The sequence below is a fragment of the Acuticoccus kalidii genome (assembly GCF_021556395.1).
GTDB lineage: Bacteria > Pseudomonadota > Alphaproteobacteria > Rhizobiales > Amorphaceae > Acuticoccus > Acuticoccus kalidii.
Genome location: NZ_JAKGCS010000034.1, coordinates 1 through 16356, shown reverse-complemented (window position 1 = coordinate 16356; position 16356 = coordinate 1). Strand labels below are relative to the sequence as shown.

Here is a 16356-nt window from a genome sequence, read left to right as displayed (position 1 = left end):
CGTCCTACCCTAGCATATCATAATTGCGCGGTCACTGAGCGCGTCGGCAATGGCCGCACGCTGGTGGCCCCGCCTTGCTGGATCTCGGCGATCACCGGCGAAAGCAGGGCGGCGTACTGATCGGCGTTGGTGCGAATGGCACGAAGAATGGCCGCGTACCCACGTCTTGCACGACGCAGCGCCGAGACTCCGTACGAAATAGTCAGCGTAGGTGGACGCTTTACCAATACGAAATAAGGCAAGTAACTGAGGGGCGGTGGATACAATTGTCCGTTCAGCCCGTCCGCCGATGATAATATTCACGATTGGTCATCGATTTGCTGCATTGCCAGGATCGAGACGCGGATCGACTCATTAATATCTCGCTGGATGGCTGATGTGAGAAGCTGCGGGTCGTTCCGCTTTAACCCCGCGACGGCATCAACGTGAGGATGAACCCGTTTGCGGCCGGATGCTTCAGCTTCGTTGCCGAGCAACTTCCGCGCGTTTCGGAAGACATAATAATTCATCGGTCCAGCGCGCAGCCACACACTCTCGATGATCTCGACGAGGGTTGCCATGGCGCTGTGACGATAGAGGATAAAGTGAAAATCGCGATTGTGCTTGGACCGTTCGCCCACCGTTGCTGAGTGGACCATTTTCGAATGCGCTTCTTCGAGCGCTTCTATCACGTCGTCGTTGATCAGATTGAGGGCGCAGGTTGCCGCATAGACTTCCGTCAGCATTCGGATCTTCTTCAGTTCCTCGATCTTGTCGACCGTCAAGATCGGGACACTGATCGACCGGCCCGGACCATCGATAAGAACGTTCTCCGCGAGAAGCTGCAGCATGGCTTCGCGTACCGGCGTCACGCTCGTGTTCAAGAGCGCGGCCATTCCGCGATAGGTGAGTGCCTGTCCCGGGCAAAGTTCGCCAACAGTGAGGGCATGCCGAATGCGTTCATACGCCTGCGCGCCGAGGCTTCTTTTCTCCAACGGGTCGAAAACTGTCGTTGCCTCCATCGGTCCCACCCTTTATCCGCAACGACAATCGAAGGTCCGCAAGATCCTCATGACTGTCGCAAATCCAGCCGTTGGCCGTTGGACTGATTGAACACGTGCACGTGGGCGGGATCGATGCGCAGCGGCAACTGGTCGCCGGGGAAGACGTCGATTCTCCTATGGAAGATCGCAACGACGTTCTGACCAAATAGGTCGATCGACACCTGGGTTTCGGACCCGGTGTTCTCGACACCAGTCACGGGGCCGTGGGCTGCATCAGGAGAATCCTCGATGAAGAAGTGTTCCGGCCGGACACCGAGCACGATCTGATCGGGATTCATGGCGGGATCGATGATGCCGTCGGTCAGTCTAAAGACATGCGAGGCGGCGCTGCTGTTGAGAAAATTCATGGCAGGCGACCCTAGAAAGCCGGCAACGAACATATTCGCCGGAGAATCAAAGAGTTCGAGCGGCGCGCCAATTTGTTCCACGTAGCCGTCCCGCATGACGACAATCTTGTCGGCCATGGTCATGGCTTCGATCTGATCGTGGGTTACGTAAATCATCGTAGTTCTAAGATTTGCATGAAGAGCCTTGATTTCAGCGCGCATTTCTACCCTCAACTTAGCATCGAGGTTAGATAACGGCTCATCGAACAAGAAGACTTTGGGATTACGCACAAGCGCTCGCCCCATCGCAACGCGTTGGCGTTGTCCACCCGAGAGCTGCCGGGGCTGGCGGTCGAGCAGCGGGGTAAGCTGAAGGATCTCAGCTGCCCTTGCGACTTCGGCGCGAATAATTTTGCGCGATTGACCCCGCAAGCGGAGCGAGAAGCCGAGATTTTCAGCCACAGTCATGTGGGGGTAGAGGGCGTAGTTCTGGAAAACCATCGCGATGTCCCGATCCTTCGGTGCGATGTCGTTGACTCGCACACCGTCGATGAACATCTCTCCGCTCGTGATGTCTTCCAGCCCCGCAATCATTCGCAACAATGTCGACTTGCCACACCCGGATGGGCCGACAAGAACGACAAACTCGCCATCAGTTATATTCGCCGAAATTCCATGCAGAACCTCCGCCGTTCCGAAGGCCTTGCGTACGTCGTTTATCTCAACATGAGCCATATCGATTTGCCACTTGTTTTCTCTTGTCGAAGAGCCGCCGAGACTACCTATTGGCGTCGCGGCGGGGTGTTGTTTACACCGAGCGTCGGTCGCGGAGCCTGACGATCCGCTTCGGCCGTCAGGTCTTTTTGATGCGTGGTTAATCCGCGTTTACGTACTCTGAGATCCGCTGCACCAATTTATCCGCCGCTTCTTCCGCGGACGCACCGTCCTGAATGATGCTGTGTAGCGCGCGTCCCCACAGAGCCTCGGCGTTTACCCGCATCATCCGATAGTTGCGCACGAACGGATGGGGCTCCATCGGGTTCGCATACTGCGCTTTCAAAGCGGCACGGTTGGGGTCGTCGCCCTGCCAAAGCTCGGTCTCCAGACCGTCGGTCGTTGCAGGGAACCAGCGGCCTAAGGCGCCATCGACGAGCGGGTTGATGTTCTCCGGCCGCATCAGGAATTCGAGAAAGCGGTGGCCTGCCTCCTTGTTCTCGGCATTCTTGAAGACAACCGCTGTCTTGACCGCAGATCGATAGGCTAGCGGCGAGCCATCAACGGCATTGGGGAACAAGCTCGTGGCAATCGCGTCGTAGGTGTCGCGCGACTCCTCGCCGAAATACTTGGCCGGGATTGATAGCGTCGCATTCGGCGTCATGACAGTCGTTTTATTGTGAAAGGCAGTGTTGTTGTCGCCGTTCGCCCACGTCAAGGCGCTGGCGGGCGTGCAGCCGCTCTCATAGAGCGCCACATAGTCCTTTAAAGCTGCAATCAATCCCTCGCGGTTTTCCGGCTCGCCGAGCACCAAGTTGCCATCCGCATCCAGGATCTTTGCCTGGTGCGCCGAGAGGAACTCCATGAAAATGTCGTAGGTATCAGAGCCTGCGGTACTGACGGGCAGGCCCACGCCGTAGATCCGATGACCCTTGTCGCGCAGAGATGCCTGGACGTCGGTGCACCAGAAATTCCAGAAGGCCGTCCACTCGTTCGGAATGTCTTCAGGCGTGAAGCCGGCCTCCTCCAGAAGATCCTTCCAATAAAAGATATGGATCGAGGACTGGGCGATGGGAACCGCATAGATATCCACCTCGTCGGTGGTGCCGTTGCGCACGTGTACGGCCTCGTAGGCGACCGTCTGCAGGCGTTCCTCGAGGGGCTCCACGATATCGCTAACCGGGTCGAGCTCGTCTTGATAGGCCCACAGGTTCAGTGCACGGAAGTCATAGGTGTGGCCGTAGCCGACGTCAGGCGGCCGGCCCGCTTCAACTGCGCTGATCGCCTTGATGAGCCCGTCCTCGCCGCCGAAGAGGCTGACTTCGACATCGATGCCGGTCTCTGCTTCGAAGTCCTCTATGACCTTCGCGAATGCGTTGTCCTCGGATTCGTAGAACCCCTTCGCCCACCAAATCGTCATCGTTCCCTCGGCGCTGGCTAGGGCTGGCGAAAGCCCCAGGGCGAGAGCGAGGCCGCCCACGGCCAAAACGTTTTGTCTCACAGCGTTCCTCCTTTTGATCGCCACTGTTGGTGGCGGCCCGGAATTGGTCGGATCCGGGTTGCCGTTCTAGATTGCATGTTATAACGTGCATGTCGAGAGTTGCAGCTCTTCAAAGGAAAGACCGACGTATGGATGGAAATCGATGGAAGGGAGTGGTGGCATCGGGGGCTTCAGCCGGCTCGGCCGTCGGTTTGGTGCGTCGCCAATGGTCGTCCCGTAAGAGCCTCACGGATCACGCGTGGGCACTGATCATGGTTGCGCCGTATCTGGTGGTGTTCGCGCTTTTCGTAATCTATCCTGTCGGATACGGCTTCTTTCTGGGGTCCAACCCGCAGAGCTATATCAAGCTCCTCAATGATCCGATCTTTTACCGGACGATGGTGAACACGCTGGTGTTCCTGATCGTGGCGGTTAATCTGAAGCTCTTTCTGGCGCTCCTCATCTCGGGCTTCCTGGCCTCATCGGCTCCATGGGTGCGCTGGCTGAGCTTCATCTTCATCTTGCCCTGGGCGATTCCCTCCGTCGTCACGATCCTATCGTTTCGCTGGATGCTGAACGCTGAGTGGGGTCTCGTGAACAACGTGCTGTGGGACGCCTTTCAGGTCATGGGGCCGGCATGGCTGATCGATCCTGTCCTCGCGTTCGGCGCGGTAATTCTCGTCCACATCTGGAAGTATTTGCCGTTCTGGACGCTGATCCTGCTCGCCGGCCGGCTTGCAATCTCGAAGGATCTTTACGAAGCGGCGTCGATCGATGGTGCGGGCCGCTTTCAAAGCTTCCGCTTCGTGACCTGGCCGGGGCTCGCCAAGCTCTACATCACCAGCACCATCCTCTCGATCATCTTTAGCGTCGGCGACTTCAACAGCGTCTACCTGCTGACGGGCGGAGGGCCGGGGGACAAGACCCATGTTCTCGCCACCTTGGGTGTGCGCTACGCGTTCGGCTTCGGCGATATCGAGACCGGCATGGCGACCGTCATTATCGCGCTGCCGCTGCTCATCCCCTTCGTCTGGATTATGATTCGCCGTATGAGGAGCGCCGACAAATGACGCGCAAGCCGCCCTCTGTCGCACTGACCAATCTCGTGATTGCGTTCGTCATCCTGTTGTGGACCCTGATCCCGATCTACCACATGGTCGTGATGGCCCTCTCGCCCACGGGCGGCACTCCGGCCGGGCAGCTGATCCCGAGCGATCCGACACTCGACAACTTCGCTTTGACGCTCACCGAGGAGCATTTCCTGGTGCAGCACTTCTGGCAGCACCTTTATAACAGCGCGTTCGTCGCCCTGTCGGTCGCGTTTCTGACGCTCTTCATTTCGACGCTGGCAAGTTTTGCGATCAGCCGTCTCAAGTTTTCCTTGGGCGGGGCAGTCTCTGGTACGGCGCTCCTTACGTATTTGATCCCCGCGTCCTTTCTGGCGATCCCGATGTATGTCACGATGACCAACTATGACTTGGTCGAGACCCGCCTCTCCCTGATCATGGTCATGGTTACCTTTGCCACGCCGTATGCGATCTGGGTGTTCGTTCAGCATGCCGACAGCATCCCGCGCGAGCTCGATGAAGCGGCGCGGATCGATGGCGCCTCACCGCTGCAACTCTACCGCCTCGTGTTCTTGCCGCTGATGACGCCGGCGATCGTGGCAATCGGAACCTATGCCTTGCTGCTAGCCTGGAATGAATATCTGTACGCGTTCCTGTTAGTCTCCCAAGAAATGAACATGACGCTTCCTGTTTCAATTGGATATTTTCTGCTGAGCGATGAAGCTCCGTGGAATCTCTTGATGGCAGTGGGTATTTTGTATTCGATACCACCAGCCATCTTCTACTACGCAGTGCGTGGATATATGTCGTCCGGTCTCACCGCAGGCGCCGTTAAAGCGTGAAAGCCAACAACAATCCAATCCGACCTCTCAACTGGCACGTGAAGAAGGGCCCGTATGAAGATCACGAACATTGAAGTGCAAGAATACAAATGGAAGCGTGAGATCCCGATCGTGGACGGGATGCTGACCTATCCTTGGTCGGGCGTTACGTTTATTAGTATCAGTACAGATGAGGGAGTTACGGGTCTGGGGCTGGCAAGTTCCGGGAAGATCGTCAGGGCAGCTATCGAGGAACTCGCACCCCTGCTGATCGGGGAGGACCCGCTCAACACCGAGCGGCTCTGGCAGAAGATGTGGATCCCGAAGCTGATGGGCCGGCGCGGCCTGACGACACGCGCCATCAGCGGGATCGACATCGGCCTATGGGATCTTAGGGGAAAGATCGCCGGGCTGCCGCTTCACAAGCTCCTCGGCGGTTTCCGGGATTCGGTGCCAACCTATGTCGCCGGTGGCTATTATCAGGAGGGTAAGGGTCTGAAAGAACTCGCCGCCGAGATGGACGAGAACGTTCGGATGGGCGCCACGGCTGTCAAAATGAAAGTCGGCGCCCTCAGCGTACGAGAAGATGCCGATCGGGTACGGGTCGCCCGCGATGCGGTTGGTCCTGACGTGAAGATCATGATCGACGCCAACTGTGCCTACCGCTATTATGATGCGATACGCCTCGCACGACAGGTTGAGGATTATGATGTTTTTTGGTTCGAAGAGCCGGTCTTGCCGGACGATTACGAGGGCCATCGCAAAGTCGCCGAGGCAACAAGCATTCCGATTGCAACTGGCGAGAACGAGTATACTCTCTTTGGGTTTCGTGACATCATCGCGCAGGAGGGGGCTGCGATACTCAATCCCGACGCAAAGATCCTTGGCGGGGTTTCGGAATTCATGAAAGTGGCTGCGCTGGCCCAGGCTCACGGCCTTGATATTTCATCACATGGTACGCAGGACATCCATATCCATTTGATGGCGGCCATTCCGAACGGGCTCATGCTCGAATATTATCGCGACACTCACGATCCTCTTTGGCTTCACATGTATAAGAACCCGCTGATGCTCAACCCCGATGGAACTGTTACACCGCCCGATGAGCCTGGAATAGGCGTCTTTCCCAATTTCGAGGTGCTGAAAGAGCACAGGGTCGCTTAATAAAGAGAGAAGAATACACGGCTACTGGTTTACTGAGGGGGGCTGTAGTTTGGTCAGATTTCGCTAAATCCGCCCCAGCAGGTTCCGGACATTCGAAACACCCCACGTTCCGCCGCGGCGTGTCATGATCCCGCGATCATTGAGCGCCTCGGCAATGGACCGCAGGCTGGTGGCCCCGCTGTGCCGGATTTTTGCAACGACGGGTGCGAGTTCGGCGGCGTACTGATCGGCATTGGCACGAATGGCGCGAAGGATGGCCTCGTTCCCGTGTCCGGCGCGCCGCAGGGCAGCGGCCCCGTTCGGATTGCCCAGCCTTGTACCTCGCGCCTTTGCGGCCGCCAGGGCCTCCCGGGTCCGCCGCGCGATGGCCTCCCGCTCCTGCTGGGCGACGAGCGCCATGATGCCCACCGTGAGGTCATTCGCCTCGGGCATATCGGCGGCGATGAAGCGAACGCCGCTATCGCTGTCAACGCCGATCCAAATCTGACCCACTTTCGGCGGTCGCGCCGATTGTAATCTGACCCACCCCTCGTGTTCAGGCGGCCTCCCTCTTTGGGGCCGTTGCGGCGATGAGGCCGGCCTTGCGTTTGTCCTTCAGGCGGTAGCTCTCACCCTGGATCGAGACGACCGTGGCGTGATGCAGGATGCGGTCGAGCATCGCCGCGGTGAGCACCGTCTCGCCGGCGAAGGCCTGATCCCAGGAGCCGAAGGTGAGGTTCGAGGTCAGGATCATCGAGCCGCGCTCATAGCGTTTGGCCACGACCTGGAAGAACAGGTTGGCCTGCTCGCGGCCCAGCGGCAGATAGCCGATCTCGTCGACGATCAGGAGCTTGTAGACGTTGACCGCGCGGTGCATCGCCTCCTTCAACCTGCCCTGGCGCTGGGCGGCCTCGAGCATCAGGACGAGGTCCGCCGCCGTGGTGAAGCGCACCTTCATCGCCCGCTGCGTCGCGAGGTGACCGAGCGCGATCGCGAGGTGCGTCTTGCCAACGCCGGAGGGGCCGAGGAGCACGACGTTCTCGGCCCGCTCGACGAAGGCGAGGCTGGCGAGCTCGAGGAGCTGCTTGCGCGGTGCACCGGTGGCGAACGCGAAGTCGTAGCTCTCCAGCGTCTTGATCGCCGGGAAGCCGGCGACGCGTGCCGCCATCTCTCGAGCCCGCACACGTCGCCCTTCGGCCTCGCTGCGCAGGACCTCCTCGAGGAAGTCACCGAACGAGCCTTCCTTCGCGGCCTGCGTCTGCGCCGCCGCGGTCCAGGCAGTGTCGATCGTCTTCAGCCGCAGCTCGGCACAAAGGTCGGCGATGCGCTCGTGCTGGAGAGCGTTCATCGGCCGGCTCCCGGCGGCATCAGCTCGTCGTAGATCGATAGTGGATGCTGGAGCCCGACGATCGGGACTGGTGCCGGACGCGGATCGGACCGAACGATCTCACCGCCGTATGGCGTCGGGATCGGCTGCAGCATCGCGCGCTCGACGGCCAGACGCTCGCTCGGCACGGCCTTGGTCGTGGCGTGAACCCTGGCATTGGCGACCTCGCGCAGCCAGCGATACACCGCGGAGTTCGCTGCCGCGGCGTCGACGGGGACCCCGTCCTGCGACAGACGGCTCGCGAACGGCACGTAGAAGCTCGCCCGAACGTAACGGATGAAGCGCTCCACCTTGCCCTTCGTCTGCGCGCGATAGGGACGGCACAGGCGTGGGCGGAAGCCGCAGTGCCCGGCGAAGTCGAGGAAGCCGGCGTGGAAGCGGTGCCGGCCTGGTCCATAGGCATCCCGGTCGATCACCACGGTCTTCACGTTGTCATAGAGCACCTCACGCGGCACGCCGCCGAACGCCAGGAAGGCCCGCTCGTGGCAGGCGATCAGCGTCTCCACGCGCTCGTCCGTCACGAACTCGACGTAGGCCGCCCGGCTCCAGCCGAGCGTCGCGACGAAGGCCGACAACCGGTTCCGTCCCCGCCGAATCGTCGCCCAGTCGACCTGCATTTGCTGACCCGGCGTCGTCTCGAAGCGCACAACCGGCTCCGGCTTTACGGCCGGTTTGAGCGTCGCCACGAACACCTTCACCATCGTATACCCGCCGCCGTAGCCGCGCTCGCGGATCTCGTCGAACAGCACCTTCGCCGGGATCAGGTCCGGCGCCGCGGCCGCCAGACGCTCGCGGATATAGCCCTTGAACGGATCGATCTTCGCCGGACGCGCCGGCCGCTCCTTGTAGCGCGACGCCTCTTCGTCCCGCAGATAGCGCCGCACGGTGTTGCGCGACACGCCCACCTCCCGCGCGATCTCTCGCACCCCTTTGCCATGCTTGGCCAACACCCGGATCTCCATCGACAGCTCCACTCCGATCATCCAGGCCCTCCGCATCGCGTCGGGCCCAAGGCTATCGGGTGGGTCAGCTTTCAGTCGGCGACCGGGTCAGTTTTCCAGCGGCGGCGACACCTTGAAGGAGAAGCAACGCGCGATCCGTGCAGAGTTCCCCGAGACGATGGGCCTGCGCGTACACCGCTCCATCAGCTGGATCGGACGAGCCGAGGCGTGCGGCGACGATCACGATGCACGTTTCATCTTCCTCTGGATCGCTTTCAACGCAGCCTATGCGGACGAGCGCGAATTCCAGTGGGTTGCACCCGGGGAAAGGGCTGCGATCGTCGATTACTTTGGCAAGCTGGTGGCGCGCGATGAAGAGCAACGCGTTTACAAGGCGCTATGGCAACGGTTCTCAGGTCCGATGCTCATGGAGAACCGCTTCGTCTTCAACCCATTCTGGCAGCATCAGAACGGCATAGACGGGTTCGAGGATTGGGAGGAAAGGTTCCGGACCTCATCGCGCAGCTTTGCACAGGCGTTCCAGGCCGGCGACAGCGTTCGCGTTCTCAGCTTCGTCTTTGACCGGCTCTACGTGCTGCGCAATCAGCTGGTGCATGGCGGATCGACGTGGAACAGCGGCGTGAACCGAGCACAGGTCCGTGACGGCGCCGCGATACTCGGCTTCCTCCTCCCAGTCTTCGTGGACCTGATGATGGACAACCCGAAGGAGGATTGGGGGCGTCCCTTCTACCCGGTGGTCGAGTAGCCAGACTGTCCACAGTTCATACGCTCAATAGTTCAATCAGCGGCGATTCTAGTTCTGCGTGAGTTCCGCACACCCGGCTGCAATCAAAGCGTCGGCACAAGCGTCCATCTCATCCGGGGAACGGGTCGGATCATCAGCCTCGCCCCGCGGCACGAAGAGCACGAGACCGGCCCGGGCCCGGGTAAGCAGCACGCGATAGCCATTCAGTCGAAAACGCTGTTTCTCAGGGTCTCGTGCAATCTGCCATCGAGGCGCACGCATCATCCTGGGTAGCCAACCCTGATCAGTCCAGATCAGATCGCCACCCCAACACAGGCACGCATAATCCAACTCGAGCCCCTGGCACCCAAACTCGCTCATCGGGGTCTCAAGCGCGCCAGCGCTGCGGAAATCCGTGAAGGGCTTCAAGAACCAGTGGCCGATGGGGTTCAACTCATTTGATCGCGGTGAAGGCGGCACTCCTTCGCCGACGAGGCGGACAGCGCCCGAGCTGGCAAGCAGACCGACAGTCCGACCGCCCCGTCGCCGTTGACGGAGCCATTGCTTCGCGACGGCGAGGTCACGCGTCATCAGGGCTGGCGGGGCGTCCATTCTGGCGGCCAGGGCCTTTGCCTCCGCGAGGTCACCATCCAGAAGGCGCGCCACCCACTGAGCATGAAGGGGGTTCCGATACGCCCGGATAGCGTTTGACAGGTGCAGAGATGGCTCCCGTCGAACCTCGACACCGCCGAGCCCGCCCTCGGCGAACATGCCGGAACCCGGAACGTCCGGCCCACCGTCAAGCGCTTGGGGCGCGGCGACCACACGCCATCGACTGCCTGCACTCTTAGCCGAGCGCAGCGCCTCACCCCAGAGAGCGAGGCCGCCTTCGCCGCGATTGATCTCTTGGCCAGGACCAACCAGGCAGACGAGGCAGGCCCAGTCCAAGCGATCGAGTATCTCGAGAAACAATTCGGGCTCGGAGCTCGGCCGTCCCATAAGCTCCTTGCCAACTTCGGCGTCCCAGGCGCGCTGCGCCTCATCGAAAACGATCACATGCTCCGGCGGCGGAGCGCCGTCCGTGTGCTCCTTCAAATAGCCAAGGAGGTTCTGAATGGCTGCGTCAGCGAAACGTCGCGCCTCGGTCTTCGTCATAGCGCCCCGCGCAGCACTGTCTTCCGCCAAGGCTTCGGTCAGCACGTGGACCAGTGGGCGGTTACCCGAGAGAAGCGCCGCGGGACGGGTCCCCGATCTGCTCTTGAGTGCGAGGTCCAAGCCGAGCAGCGTTTTGCCGGCGCCAGGTGCGCCGGTTACGAAGCACACAACTTTGGCGCGCGATGCCTCTGCGTCGGCGGCGATTTCCTGCAGCGCCGCGGCCGCAGCCTGCAACTCTGCATCGGCCGCGTCGCCGCGCCCAATATCTGCAATCTCGTGCCCGGCGTAGAGCGCCTGCGCAGCTTCGACGATGTTGGGAGTCGGTCTGTACGGAGAGTAGTCGAACCCGTGCGCGTCAATCGCGGCAGCATTCGGGTCGACATGGCTTTGCAGAACCAGAAACGCGTCTGCGAGCGTCGTCGCATTGGCTTCCATCAACGTGCCGACGCCTTCGACGAAGGTCGTTGCCGGCGGCCTCGCCCGAGCTCGCTCAGCGCATAGGATCGGCAGGATCAGCCGCTGCTGCGATGCCTCGTGAAAATCGCTGAGCGATTGGGCGTAGCGTTCCGTCTGGACTCGGTCAGCGCTTTGAAACCCGGTGGCGTTGATCTTGAATTCGATCACGCCGACGACGCCGGGCGCGAGCACAACCGCATCGATCCGTTTTCCGAGACGCAGCAGCGGGATTTCGAGGAGGAGCTGCCAGTCGTCGCAGAGCGAGCCTAGCTTTGCGAAACTTTCCTTCAGGATCTCGATTTCGCGTTCCCAGGCGCGAAGTTGTTCGGCCTCCGCGGCGGCGTGGAAGGCAACGTGGCGAGATGACAGCCTGCCGATGATCGCGTCATCGTCGGTGATGCGAAACTCTGAAACAGGTGCAGCGTAGAATGAGCGGCCCGTGCGACGGCCGGAGGTTTGCGGCTGGTCAGCCTCGTCCAGGTCAGGGGATAAACTCATTGTGCGCCAGGCCGCGTCCTAAAAACCCATGAAGTCATAGGACTTAGCATAGGTCGCAAGTGGACGGACTCACAAGAGCAGCGATCTACAGAAGGCTACCGCCGCGCCTGCTCTCGCATCACCGCGTAGTCCGCCAGCATCTCTGCGATTGCCGACCCTTCCGGCAGCAGGGTCAGTTCCTCGGCCGCCTGCGCATGAAACTCCAGGCTGTAATCGACGACCGGCGGGCACACCCCGAGGCCGGTGAGGTCAGAAGCGCCCGTCGCGCAGCCGCTCAGCCAGATCGTCGCGAGAGCGAGGGCGACGCGCCGCCGCCTCGAGCATCCGTCGTTGTGCGTCATGGGTTTTCTCCATGGATTCGAACTGCTCGGCCAACCGCCCCGTGCGTTCTCCGGAACGGCGCAGGGACAGCAGGAACAGAAGGATCGCAAGGGCGGTGACGCCGTAGCGGAGCGCCGTGCGCGCCCATGCCGATCCGGCGAGCGTGGCGAGGAGCCCGCCGATCACCGACGCCCCCGTCGCCAGTCATCGAGCCGGGCGTAAATCGTTACCGCGATTCCACCGAGGGCGACCGCTATGAACACCCAGCGCAGGGTGTCGAGATACGGCACGAGCGGCAGTATGGCGGACTGGGTTTCGGCCAGGACGCTCTGCGCAATCTCGACCCCGGCTGCGCCCAGCGTCGCGACGCCCGCCGCGCCACCGCCCTTCATGGTCCGACTCTGCGCCAGGACCTCGCGCTGCGGCGGGGTCTCGGCGGCGAAGGGTGCGGTTTGCGCGGGGAACCGCTCCCCCCACTGGCGCGCGGGGCCGAGGTCGACATGGATGAACCCCGATCTCGGGTAGAAGCCGAAGCCGAGGAACCCGACCTCGCGCGCCGCAGCCTCGAAGGCCACGGGGTCGTGGTTCGCCATGGCGATATCGAAGGCCGCGCCATCCATATGCTTCGAACGCGTCGCGCCGCCGACGGCACGGTTGTGCTCGGGGCTGCGGTAGGCTGAACGCACGATCAGCGGCTTGCCCAGCCGGTCGCGGAGCGCCTGCAGCTTGTCGAGCGCAGGCTCGTTAATGAGCAGCTTGCCGGTGCCCCGGCAGGCGATCTCAGCAGGGCTGAAATTCGGCCAGCGCCAGGTGCTCTCCGGCACGTCGCGCCAATGACGGTGGAAGGTCGTGGTCATGGGGTCCTCCAAAACGAAAAAACCCGCCTTGAGGGTGGGTGCGGGTGAGGTCATGAGTGGGGATGGAGCGCGGCTACGGGCCGCCGCCGAAGATCTTAAGCTTGATGGCGATGCCCGCGAGCAGCGCCAGCATGACACCGGTGGTGATCATGCGCACGGCAGTCTGAATCCCCGTGCGGCGCACGATCCGAATGCAGTCCACCAACGAGCGCAGGTCGCGGATGTCGAGCGCGGCCTCATCGCCTTCCAGCCCGACATCCGCCAACGCACGCTTCGCACCTACTTCGGCGGCGCGCGCTAGGATCGCCTCGAACTCGTGCTCCGGCATGCGGACGAAACCGTCCTCGGGTCTTTGGGGTGCCATGGCGCGCCTCCCTCAGCCGATCTTCGTGCCCCAGAAGGTGGTGTGGTCGGCGGCGAAGTATCCGTCGGCGCCGCGGAAATAGCCCTGCAGCTCGACGGTATCGCCGGAGGACAGCGGCACCATTGTCTGCAGCCAGATCGCGGTGGCGTTCGAGACGTGCGTCCCGGAGATTTCCCCCAAAGAACCTCGGATTTCAGTCTCGTACCGTTCAGGACGAGCCCCCATCCGCCAAAAAGGGCGCGAGAGCGTTCCAAGCGACAGAGAGCATATCATTCATCCTGTGCCGATCAGGTGAATGGGAGTTAGACATCTAGTCGCGTAAGCAAGTTCCGGACGTTGGACACGCACCATCGCCCGCCCCTGCGGGTCATGACACCCCGCGTATTGAGCGCATCCGCGATGGCTCGCAAACTGGTGCATCCCCCTGCCCGCAGCTCGTCGATCAGGGGCCGGATTGCCTCGGCATGGCGATCGGCGTTCTCGCGCACCGCACCCAGAATGGCCTCGTTCCCTTTTCCCGCCCGTCTCAGCGCCGCAGCGCCATTGGGATTGCCCAACCGGGTCCCTCGCGCCTTTGCGGCCGCGAGCGCCTCCCGGGTCCGCCGCGCGATGGCCTCCCGCTCCTGCTGGGCCACCAGCGCCATGATGCCGACCGTGAGGTCATTGGCCTCCGGCATATCGGCCGCGATGAACCGGACCCCGCTGTCGCGCAGCGTGAGCAGGAACGCCGCGTTGCGCGACAGGCGGTCCAGCTTCGCGATGGCCAGCGTCGCTCCGGTGAGGCGCGCAAGCTGAAGAGCGTCGAGGAGCTGAGGCCGGTCCGACCGCTTGCCGCTCTCGGTCTCGGTGTAGGTGCCAATGACCTCGGCGCCCCGATCTCTCGCGAGCGTCTTGATAGCCGCTTCCTGAGCCGCGAGGCCGAGCCCGCTCCGTCCTTGCCGGGCCGTCGAGACGCGATGATACGCGACGAGGCGGAAAGGCATAAGGGTCATAGGGGTCATCGGCTCCGTACAGAACTGCCTAACGTTGGTTGCGCAGTTTTGTACGCTCAATCCGAGCCGAGAGTGTAGGGCCTGATAGGGAATCTCCGCCTTTTCTCGAATGCTCACGATCATCCACGATAGATGCGAAGTCTCTCAAAGAAGCGGCGAATGATAAAACTTCGCACGATACTGATGACAGAGAAGGCGATGCTGAGTGCCGCGGCGGTCCCGAGATGCGCCGGCAGGCCGAACAGAGGGAACAGAAGAAGCTGTGTGATGACGGCCAGGCCGTAGCCGGCGAGGACATTGACCACCGCCTCCAGCAACGACATCGCGCGGCTTTGCGACATGCTCGACAGATCAATGCTTCGAGGGGAGGGGCGATGCCGTTACTTCGGCCGGCCGCAACTCTCCCCGATCATCGGCGGTAAACCGCACGAGGTTCACCGTGACTGGATGCGTGGAGGTACTCGCAGGAAGCGCGATGCGGCTGCGCGAGGCCGGAGTGATTCCGAGCTCAGCCATATACTTGCCCATAAGCTCCAATTGCTTGTTCGCTACGCTGAGCCAAGGCGATTGCTGCACATAGCCCGAAGGCGCCTTGATGAGGGTCGGTCCCTCGGCGAGCTTCCTCTCCGCTTCGACCCATCGCCCATAGGCTTGGCAATAGGCGGCAAGAGCGGCGCGATCGACAGTGGTAACAACACCCATGTCGTGCAACGTCCCGGCAATCCGTCGCCATTCGGCCTTCGCGAGCGGTGAGAGATGGGAGGGGCAATGCGGCCTCACGTCAGCAGGCCGAGGCTCATGGGCGTTGAGTTTGCGTTTGCCGGGATTGCCGTTGGCACGCTTCATGGCTGTCGGAACGGGTTTGCGTCCGCGCATTCTCCTCTCCTATTCCGCCGCAAGTGGTTGAGGGAGGCGCTCGGCACGGACCGCAGCAAAGGTCTCGCCCGTCTCTGCCAGCACCGGTTTCTCGCCTGTGAAGGCGGCCCAGCGGGTGACGATGACGTCCACGTAGGCGGGATCGAGTTCTATCCCGAGGCAAACCCTGCCCGAGGTCTCAGCGGCGATGACGCTGGTGCCGGAGCCCAGGAAGGGGTCGTAGATGGCCTGCCCGGGCGATGAGTTGTTCAGCATCGGCCGACGCATGCAATCCACCGGCTTCTGCGTCCCATGGACCGTCGCCGCGTCCTGGTCTCGGTTCGGGATCTGCCACAGCGTCGTCTGCGTCCGCCCACCCGACCAATGTCCCTTGCCCCGGACCGCGTACCAGCAGGGCTCGTGTTGCCAGTGGTAGTGCCCGCGCGAGAGGACCATCCTGTCTTTGGCCCAGATGATCTGGGAGCGGATTTCGAAGTCCGATGCGAAGAGGCTTTCTGCGACGGTCCCGGCGTGAAGCCCGGCATGCCAGACGTAGGCGACATCACCTGGAAACAGCGTCCACACCTCGCGCCAGTCGGCCCGATCGTCGTTTTTCACCTTGCCGGTGCGCCGCGTCCGCGTGCCACGCGCCTTGTTGCGCCACGCCGGCTCATACTCGACGCCGTAAGGCGGGTCCGTGACCATCAGCGTTGGCTGCACACCATCGAGTAAGCGTTCCACCACATTCAGATCGGTGGCATCGCCACAGACAACTCTGTGCCGGCCCAGGAGCCAGACGTCATTCAGACGAGAGACGGGGACGGCAGGGGGCTCAGGGGTTTCCTCCTCGCGTGGGTCGAAGCCGTCAGCCGATAACAGGCTATCGATCTCGGTCCCGTCGAAGCCCAACGCGGCGATGTCGACGCCGAGCTCGGAAAGGTCCGCCACTTCGAGCGCGAGGAGATCGCGATCCCATCCGGCCTGCTCGGCGAGCTTGTTGTCGGCCAGGATATAGGCCCGCTTCTGCGTCTCGGTCAGGTGACTGAGCTCGATCACCGGGACCGCGGATAGGCCGAGTTGTTGCGCCGCCAGCAACCGGCCGTGCCCCGCGATGATCCCGTTCTCCCCATCCACCAGGACCGGATTGGTGAAGCCGAACTCCCGGATGGCCCCCGCGATCAAGCTGACCTG

General features: G+C 61.9%; 19 protein-coding genes. 4 read left to right on the top strand and 15 right to left on the bottom strand.

Annotated features, from left to right (window positions below):
• Positions 1-299: 299 nt before the first annotated feature.
• The 3 genes from L1787_RS20895 to L1787_RS20885 all read right to left on the bottom strand — a co-directional run bounded on the left by L1787_RS20895 (position 300) and on the right by L1787_RS20885 (position 3584).
• A complete protein-coding gene (locus tag L1787_RS20895; RefSeq protein WP_235711055.1) occupies positions 300-1001 on the bottom strand; it encodes a GntR family transcriptional regulator in 702 nt (233 codons plus the stop codon).
• Between the two features lie 47 nt (positions 1002-1048).
• A complete protein-coding gene (locus L1787_RS20890; RefSeq protein WP_235711054.1) occupies positions 1049-2104 on the bottom strand; it encodes an ABC transporter ATP-binding protein in 1056 nt (351 codons plus the stop codon).
• Positions 2105-2243: 139 nt separating this feature from the next.
• Complete coding sequence (locus L1787_RS20885; RefSeq protein ID WP_235711053.1) at positions 2244-3584, bottom strand: ABC transporter substrate-binding protein; 1341 nt, start codon at positions 3582-3584, stop codon at positions 2244-2246.
• A gap of 251 nt (positions 3585-3835) precedes the next feature.
• Here L1787_RS20885 and L1787_RS20880 point away from each other — a divergent pair, with 251 nt between their 5' ends.
• From L1787_RS20880 to L1787_RS20870, 3 genes are read left to right on the top strand one after another with little or no spacing between them, the layout of a single operon-like run.
• The gene (locus tag L1787_RS20880) at positions 3836-4633 is read left to right on the top strand and encodes a carbohydrate ABC transporter permease (RefSeq protein WP_235711052.1); all 798 of its coding nucleotides are present in this window, start codon (positions 3836-3838) and stop codon (positions 4631-4633) included.
• The gene (locus tag L1787_RS20875; RefSeq protein WP_235711051.1) at positions 4630-5472 is read left to right on the top strand and encodes a carbohydrate ABC transporter permease; all 843 of its coding nucleotides are present in this window, start codon (positions 4630-4632) and stop codon (positions 5470-5472) included. Before L1787_RS20880 ends, L1787_RS20875 begins: the two co-directional genes overlap by 4 nt.
• A gap of 54 nt (positions 5473-5526) precedes the next feature.
• Positions 5527-6615, top strand: a complete 1089-nt coding sequence (locus L1787_RS20870) for a mandelate racemase/muconate lactonizing enzyme family protein (protein WP_235711050.1) — start codon at positions 5527-5529, stop codon at positions 6613-6615.
• A 63-nt stretch (positions 6616-6678) separates the two neighbouring features.
• Here L1787_RS20870 and L1787_RS20865 read toward each other — a convergent pair whose 3' ends face one another.
• Genes L1787_RS20865 through istA form a run of 3 tightly spaced genes read right to left on the bottom strand, consistent with a single transcriptional unit; the run spans position 6679 to position 8964 of the window.
• Complete coding sequence (locus tag L1787_RS20865; RefSeq protein ID WP_235711049.1) at positions 6679-7107, bottom strand: recombinase family protein; 429 nt, start codon at positions 7105-7107, stop codon at positions 6679-6681.
• A gap of 43 nt (positions 7108-7150) precedes the next feature.
• Complete coding sequence (gene istB / locus L1787_RS20860) at positions 7151-7942, bottom strand: IS21-like element helper ATPase IstB (protein ID WP_235711048.1); 792 nt, start codon at positions 7940-7942, stop codon at positions 7151-7153.
• Positions 7939-8964 carry an IS21 family transposase gene (gene istA / locus L1787_RS20855; RefSeq protein ID WP_235711047.1) on the bottom strand — a complete coding sequence of 342 codons (1026 nt, stop codon included), beginning with the start codon at positions 8962-8964 and terminating at the stop codon, positions 7939-7941. Before istA ends, istB begins: the two co-directional genes overlap by 4 nt.
• 91 nt (positions 8965-9055) lie before the next feature.
• Between istA and L1787_RS20850 the strand changes: the two genes are divergently transcribed.
• Positions 9056-9688 (top strand): HEPN domain-containing protein, encoded by a 633-nt coding sequence (locus L1787_RS20850; RefSeq protein WP_235711046.1) that lies wholly within the window; start codon positions 9056-9058, stop codon positions 9686-9688.
• 48 nt (positions 9689-9736) lie between these two features.
• On the opposite strand, the gene L1787_RS20845 is transcribed toward L1787_RS20850, so the two are convergent.
• The 9 genes from L1787_RS20845 to L1787_RS20805 all read right to left on the bottom strand — a co-directional run.
• Positions 9737-11776: a DNA/RNA helicase domain-containing protein gene (locus L1787_RS20845; RefSeq protein ID WP_235711045.1), complete on the bottom strand. Its 2040-nt coding sequence runs from the start codon at positions 11774-11776 to the stop codon at positions 9737-9739.
• 95 nt (positions 11777-11871) lie between these two features.
• Positions 11872-12117, bottom strand: a complete 246-nt coding sequence (locus L1787_RS20840) for a hypothetical protein (protein WP_235711044.1) — start codon at positions 12115-12117, stop codon at positions 11872-11874.
• Positions 12118-12279: 162 nt separating this feature from the next.
• Positions 12280-12954 (bottom strand): YcbK family protein, encoded by a 675-nt coding sequence (locus L1787_RS20835; RefSeq protein WP_235711043.1) that lies wholly within the window; start codon positions 12952-12954, stop codon positions 12280-12282.
• 73 nt (positions 12955-13027) lie between these two features.
• The gene (locus L1787_RS20830; RefSeq protein WP_235711042.1) at positions 13028-13318 is read right to left on the bottom strand and encodes a DUF6127 family protein; all 291 of its coding nucleotides are present in this window, start codon (positions 13316-13318) and stop codon (positions 13028-13030) included.
• Positions 13319-13330: 12 nt separating this feature from the next.
• Entirely contained in the window at positions 13331-13498 is a 168-nt protein-coding gene (locus L1787_RS20825) for a hypothetical protein (RefSeq protein WP_235711041.1), read from the bottom strand.
• 122 nt (positions 13499-13620) lie between these two features.
• Positions 13621-14310: a recombinase family protein gene (locus L1787_RS20820; RefSeq protein WP_235711040.1), complete on the bottom strand. Its 690-nt coding sequence runs from the start codon at positions 14308-14310 to the stop codon at positions 13621-13623.
• Between the two features lie 119 nt (positions 14311-14429).
• Positions 14430-14651 (bottom strand): DUF7220 family protein, encoded by a 222-nt coding sequence (locus tag L1787_RS20815; RefSeq protein ID WP_235709091.1) that lies wholly within the window; start codon positions 14649-14651, stop codon positions 14430-14432.
• A gap of 10 nt (positions 14652-14661) precedes the next feature.
• Positions 14662-15186, bottom strand: a complete 525-nt coding sequence (locus L1787_RS20810; protein ID WP_235709092.1) for a phage terminase small subunit P27 family — start codon at positions 15184-15186, stop codon at positions 14662-14664.
• Between the two features lie 9 nt (positions 15187-15195).
• The coding region (locus tag L1787_RS20805; RefSeq protein ID WP_235709093.1) for a site-specific DNA-methyltransferase at positions 15196-16356 on the bottom strand (1161 nt) is incomplete at its 5' end.

Excerpts from the sequence above, each read along its gene's own strand:
- L1787_RS20895 (WP_235711055.1), bottom strand. The coding sequence starts at position 1,001 with ATGGAGGCAACGACAGTTTTCGACCCGTTGGAGAAAAGAAGCCTCGGC.
- L1787_RS20890 (WP_235711054.1), bottom strand. The coding sequence starts at position 2,104 with ATGGCTCATGTTGAGATAAACGACGTACGCAAGGCCTTCGGAACGGCG.
- L1787_RS20880 (WP_235711052.1), top strand. The coding sequence starts at position 3,836 with ATGGTTGCGCCGTATCTGGTGGTGTTCGCGCTTTTCGTAATCTATCCT.
- L1787_RS20875 (WP_235711051.1), top strand. The coding sequence starts at position 4,630 with ATGACGCGCAAGCCGCCCTCTGTCGCACTGACCAATCTCGTGATTGCG.
- L1787_RS20870 (WP_235711050.1), top strand. The coding sequence starts at position 5,527 with ATGAAGATCACGAACATTGAAGTGCAAGAATACAAATGGAAGCGTGAG.
- istB (WP_235711048.1), bottom strand. The coding sequence starts at position 7,942 with ATGAACGCTCTCCAGCACGAGCGCATCGCCGACCTTTGTGCCGAGCTG.
- istA (WP_235711047.1), bottom strand. The coding sequence starts at position 8,964 with ATGATCGGAGTGGAGCTGTCGATGGAGATCCGGGTGTTGGCCAAGCAT.
- L1787_RS20845 (WP_235711045.1), bottom strand. The coding sequence starts at position 11,776 with ATGAGTTTATCCCCTGACCTGGACGAGGCTGACCAGCCGCAAACCTCC.
- L1787_RS20840 (WP_235711044.1), bottom strand. The coding sequence starts at position 12,117 with ATGACGCACAACGACGGATGCTCGAGGCGGCGGCGCGTCGCCCTCGCT.
- L1787_RS20835 (WP_235711043.1), bottom strand. The coding sequence starts at position 12,954 with ATGACCACGACCTTCCACCGTCATTGGCGCGACGTGCCGGAGAGCACC.
- L1787_RS20830 (WP_235711042.1), bottom strand. The coding sequence starts at position 13,318 with ATGGCACCCCAAAGACCCGAGGACGGTTTCGTCCGCATGCCGGAGCAC.
- L1787_RS20820 (WP_235711040.1), bottom strand. The coding sequence starts at position 14,310 with ATGACCCTTATGCCTTTCCGCCTCGTCGCGTATCATCGCGTCTCGACG.
- L1787_RS20815 (WP_235709091.1), bottom strand. The coding sequence starts at position 14,651 with ATGTCGCAAAGCCGCGCGATGTCGTTGCTGGAGGCGGTGGTCAATGTC.
- L1787_RS20810 (WP_235709092.1), bottom strand. The coding sequence starts at position 15,186 with ATGCGCGGACGCAAACCCGTTCCGACAGCCATGAAGCGTGCCAACGGC.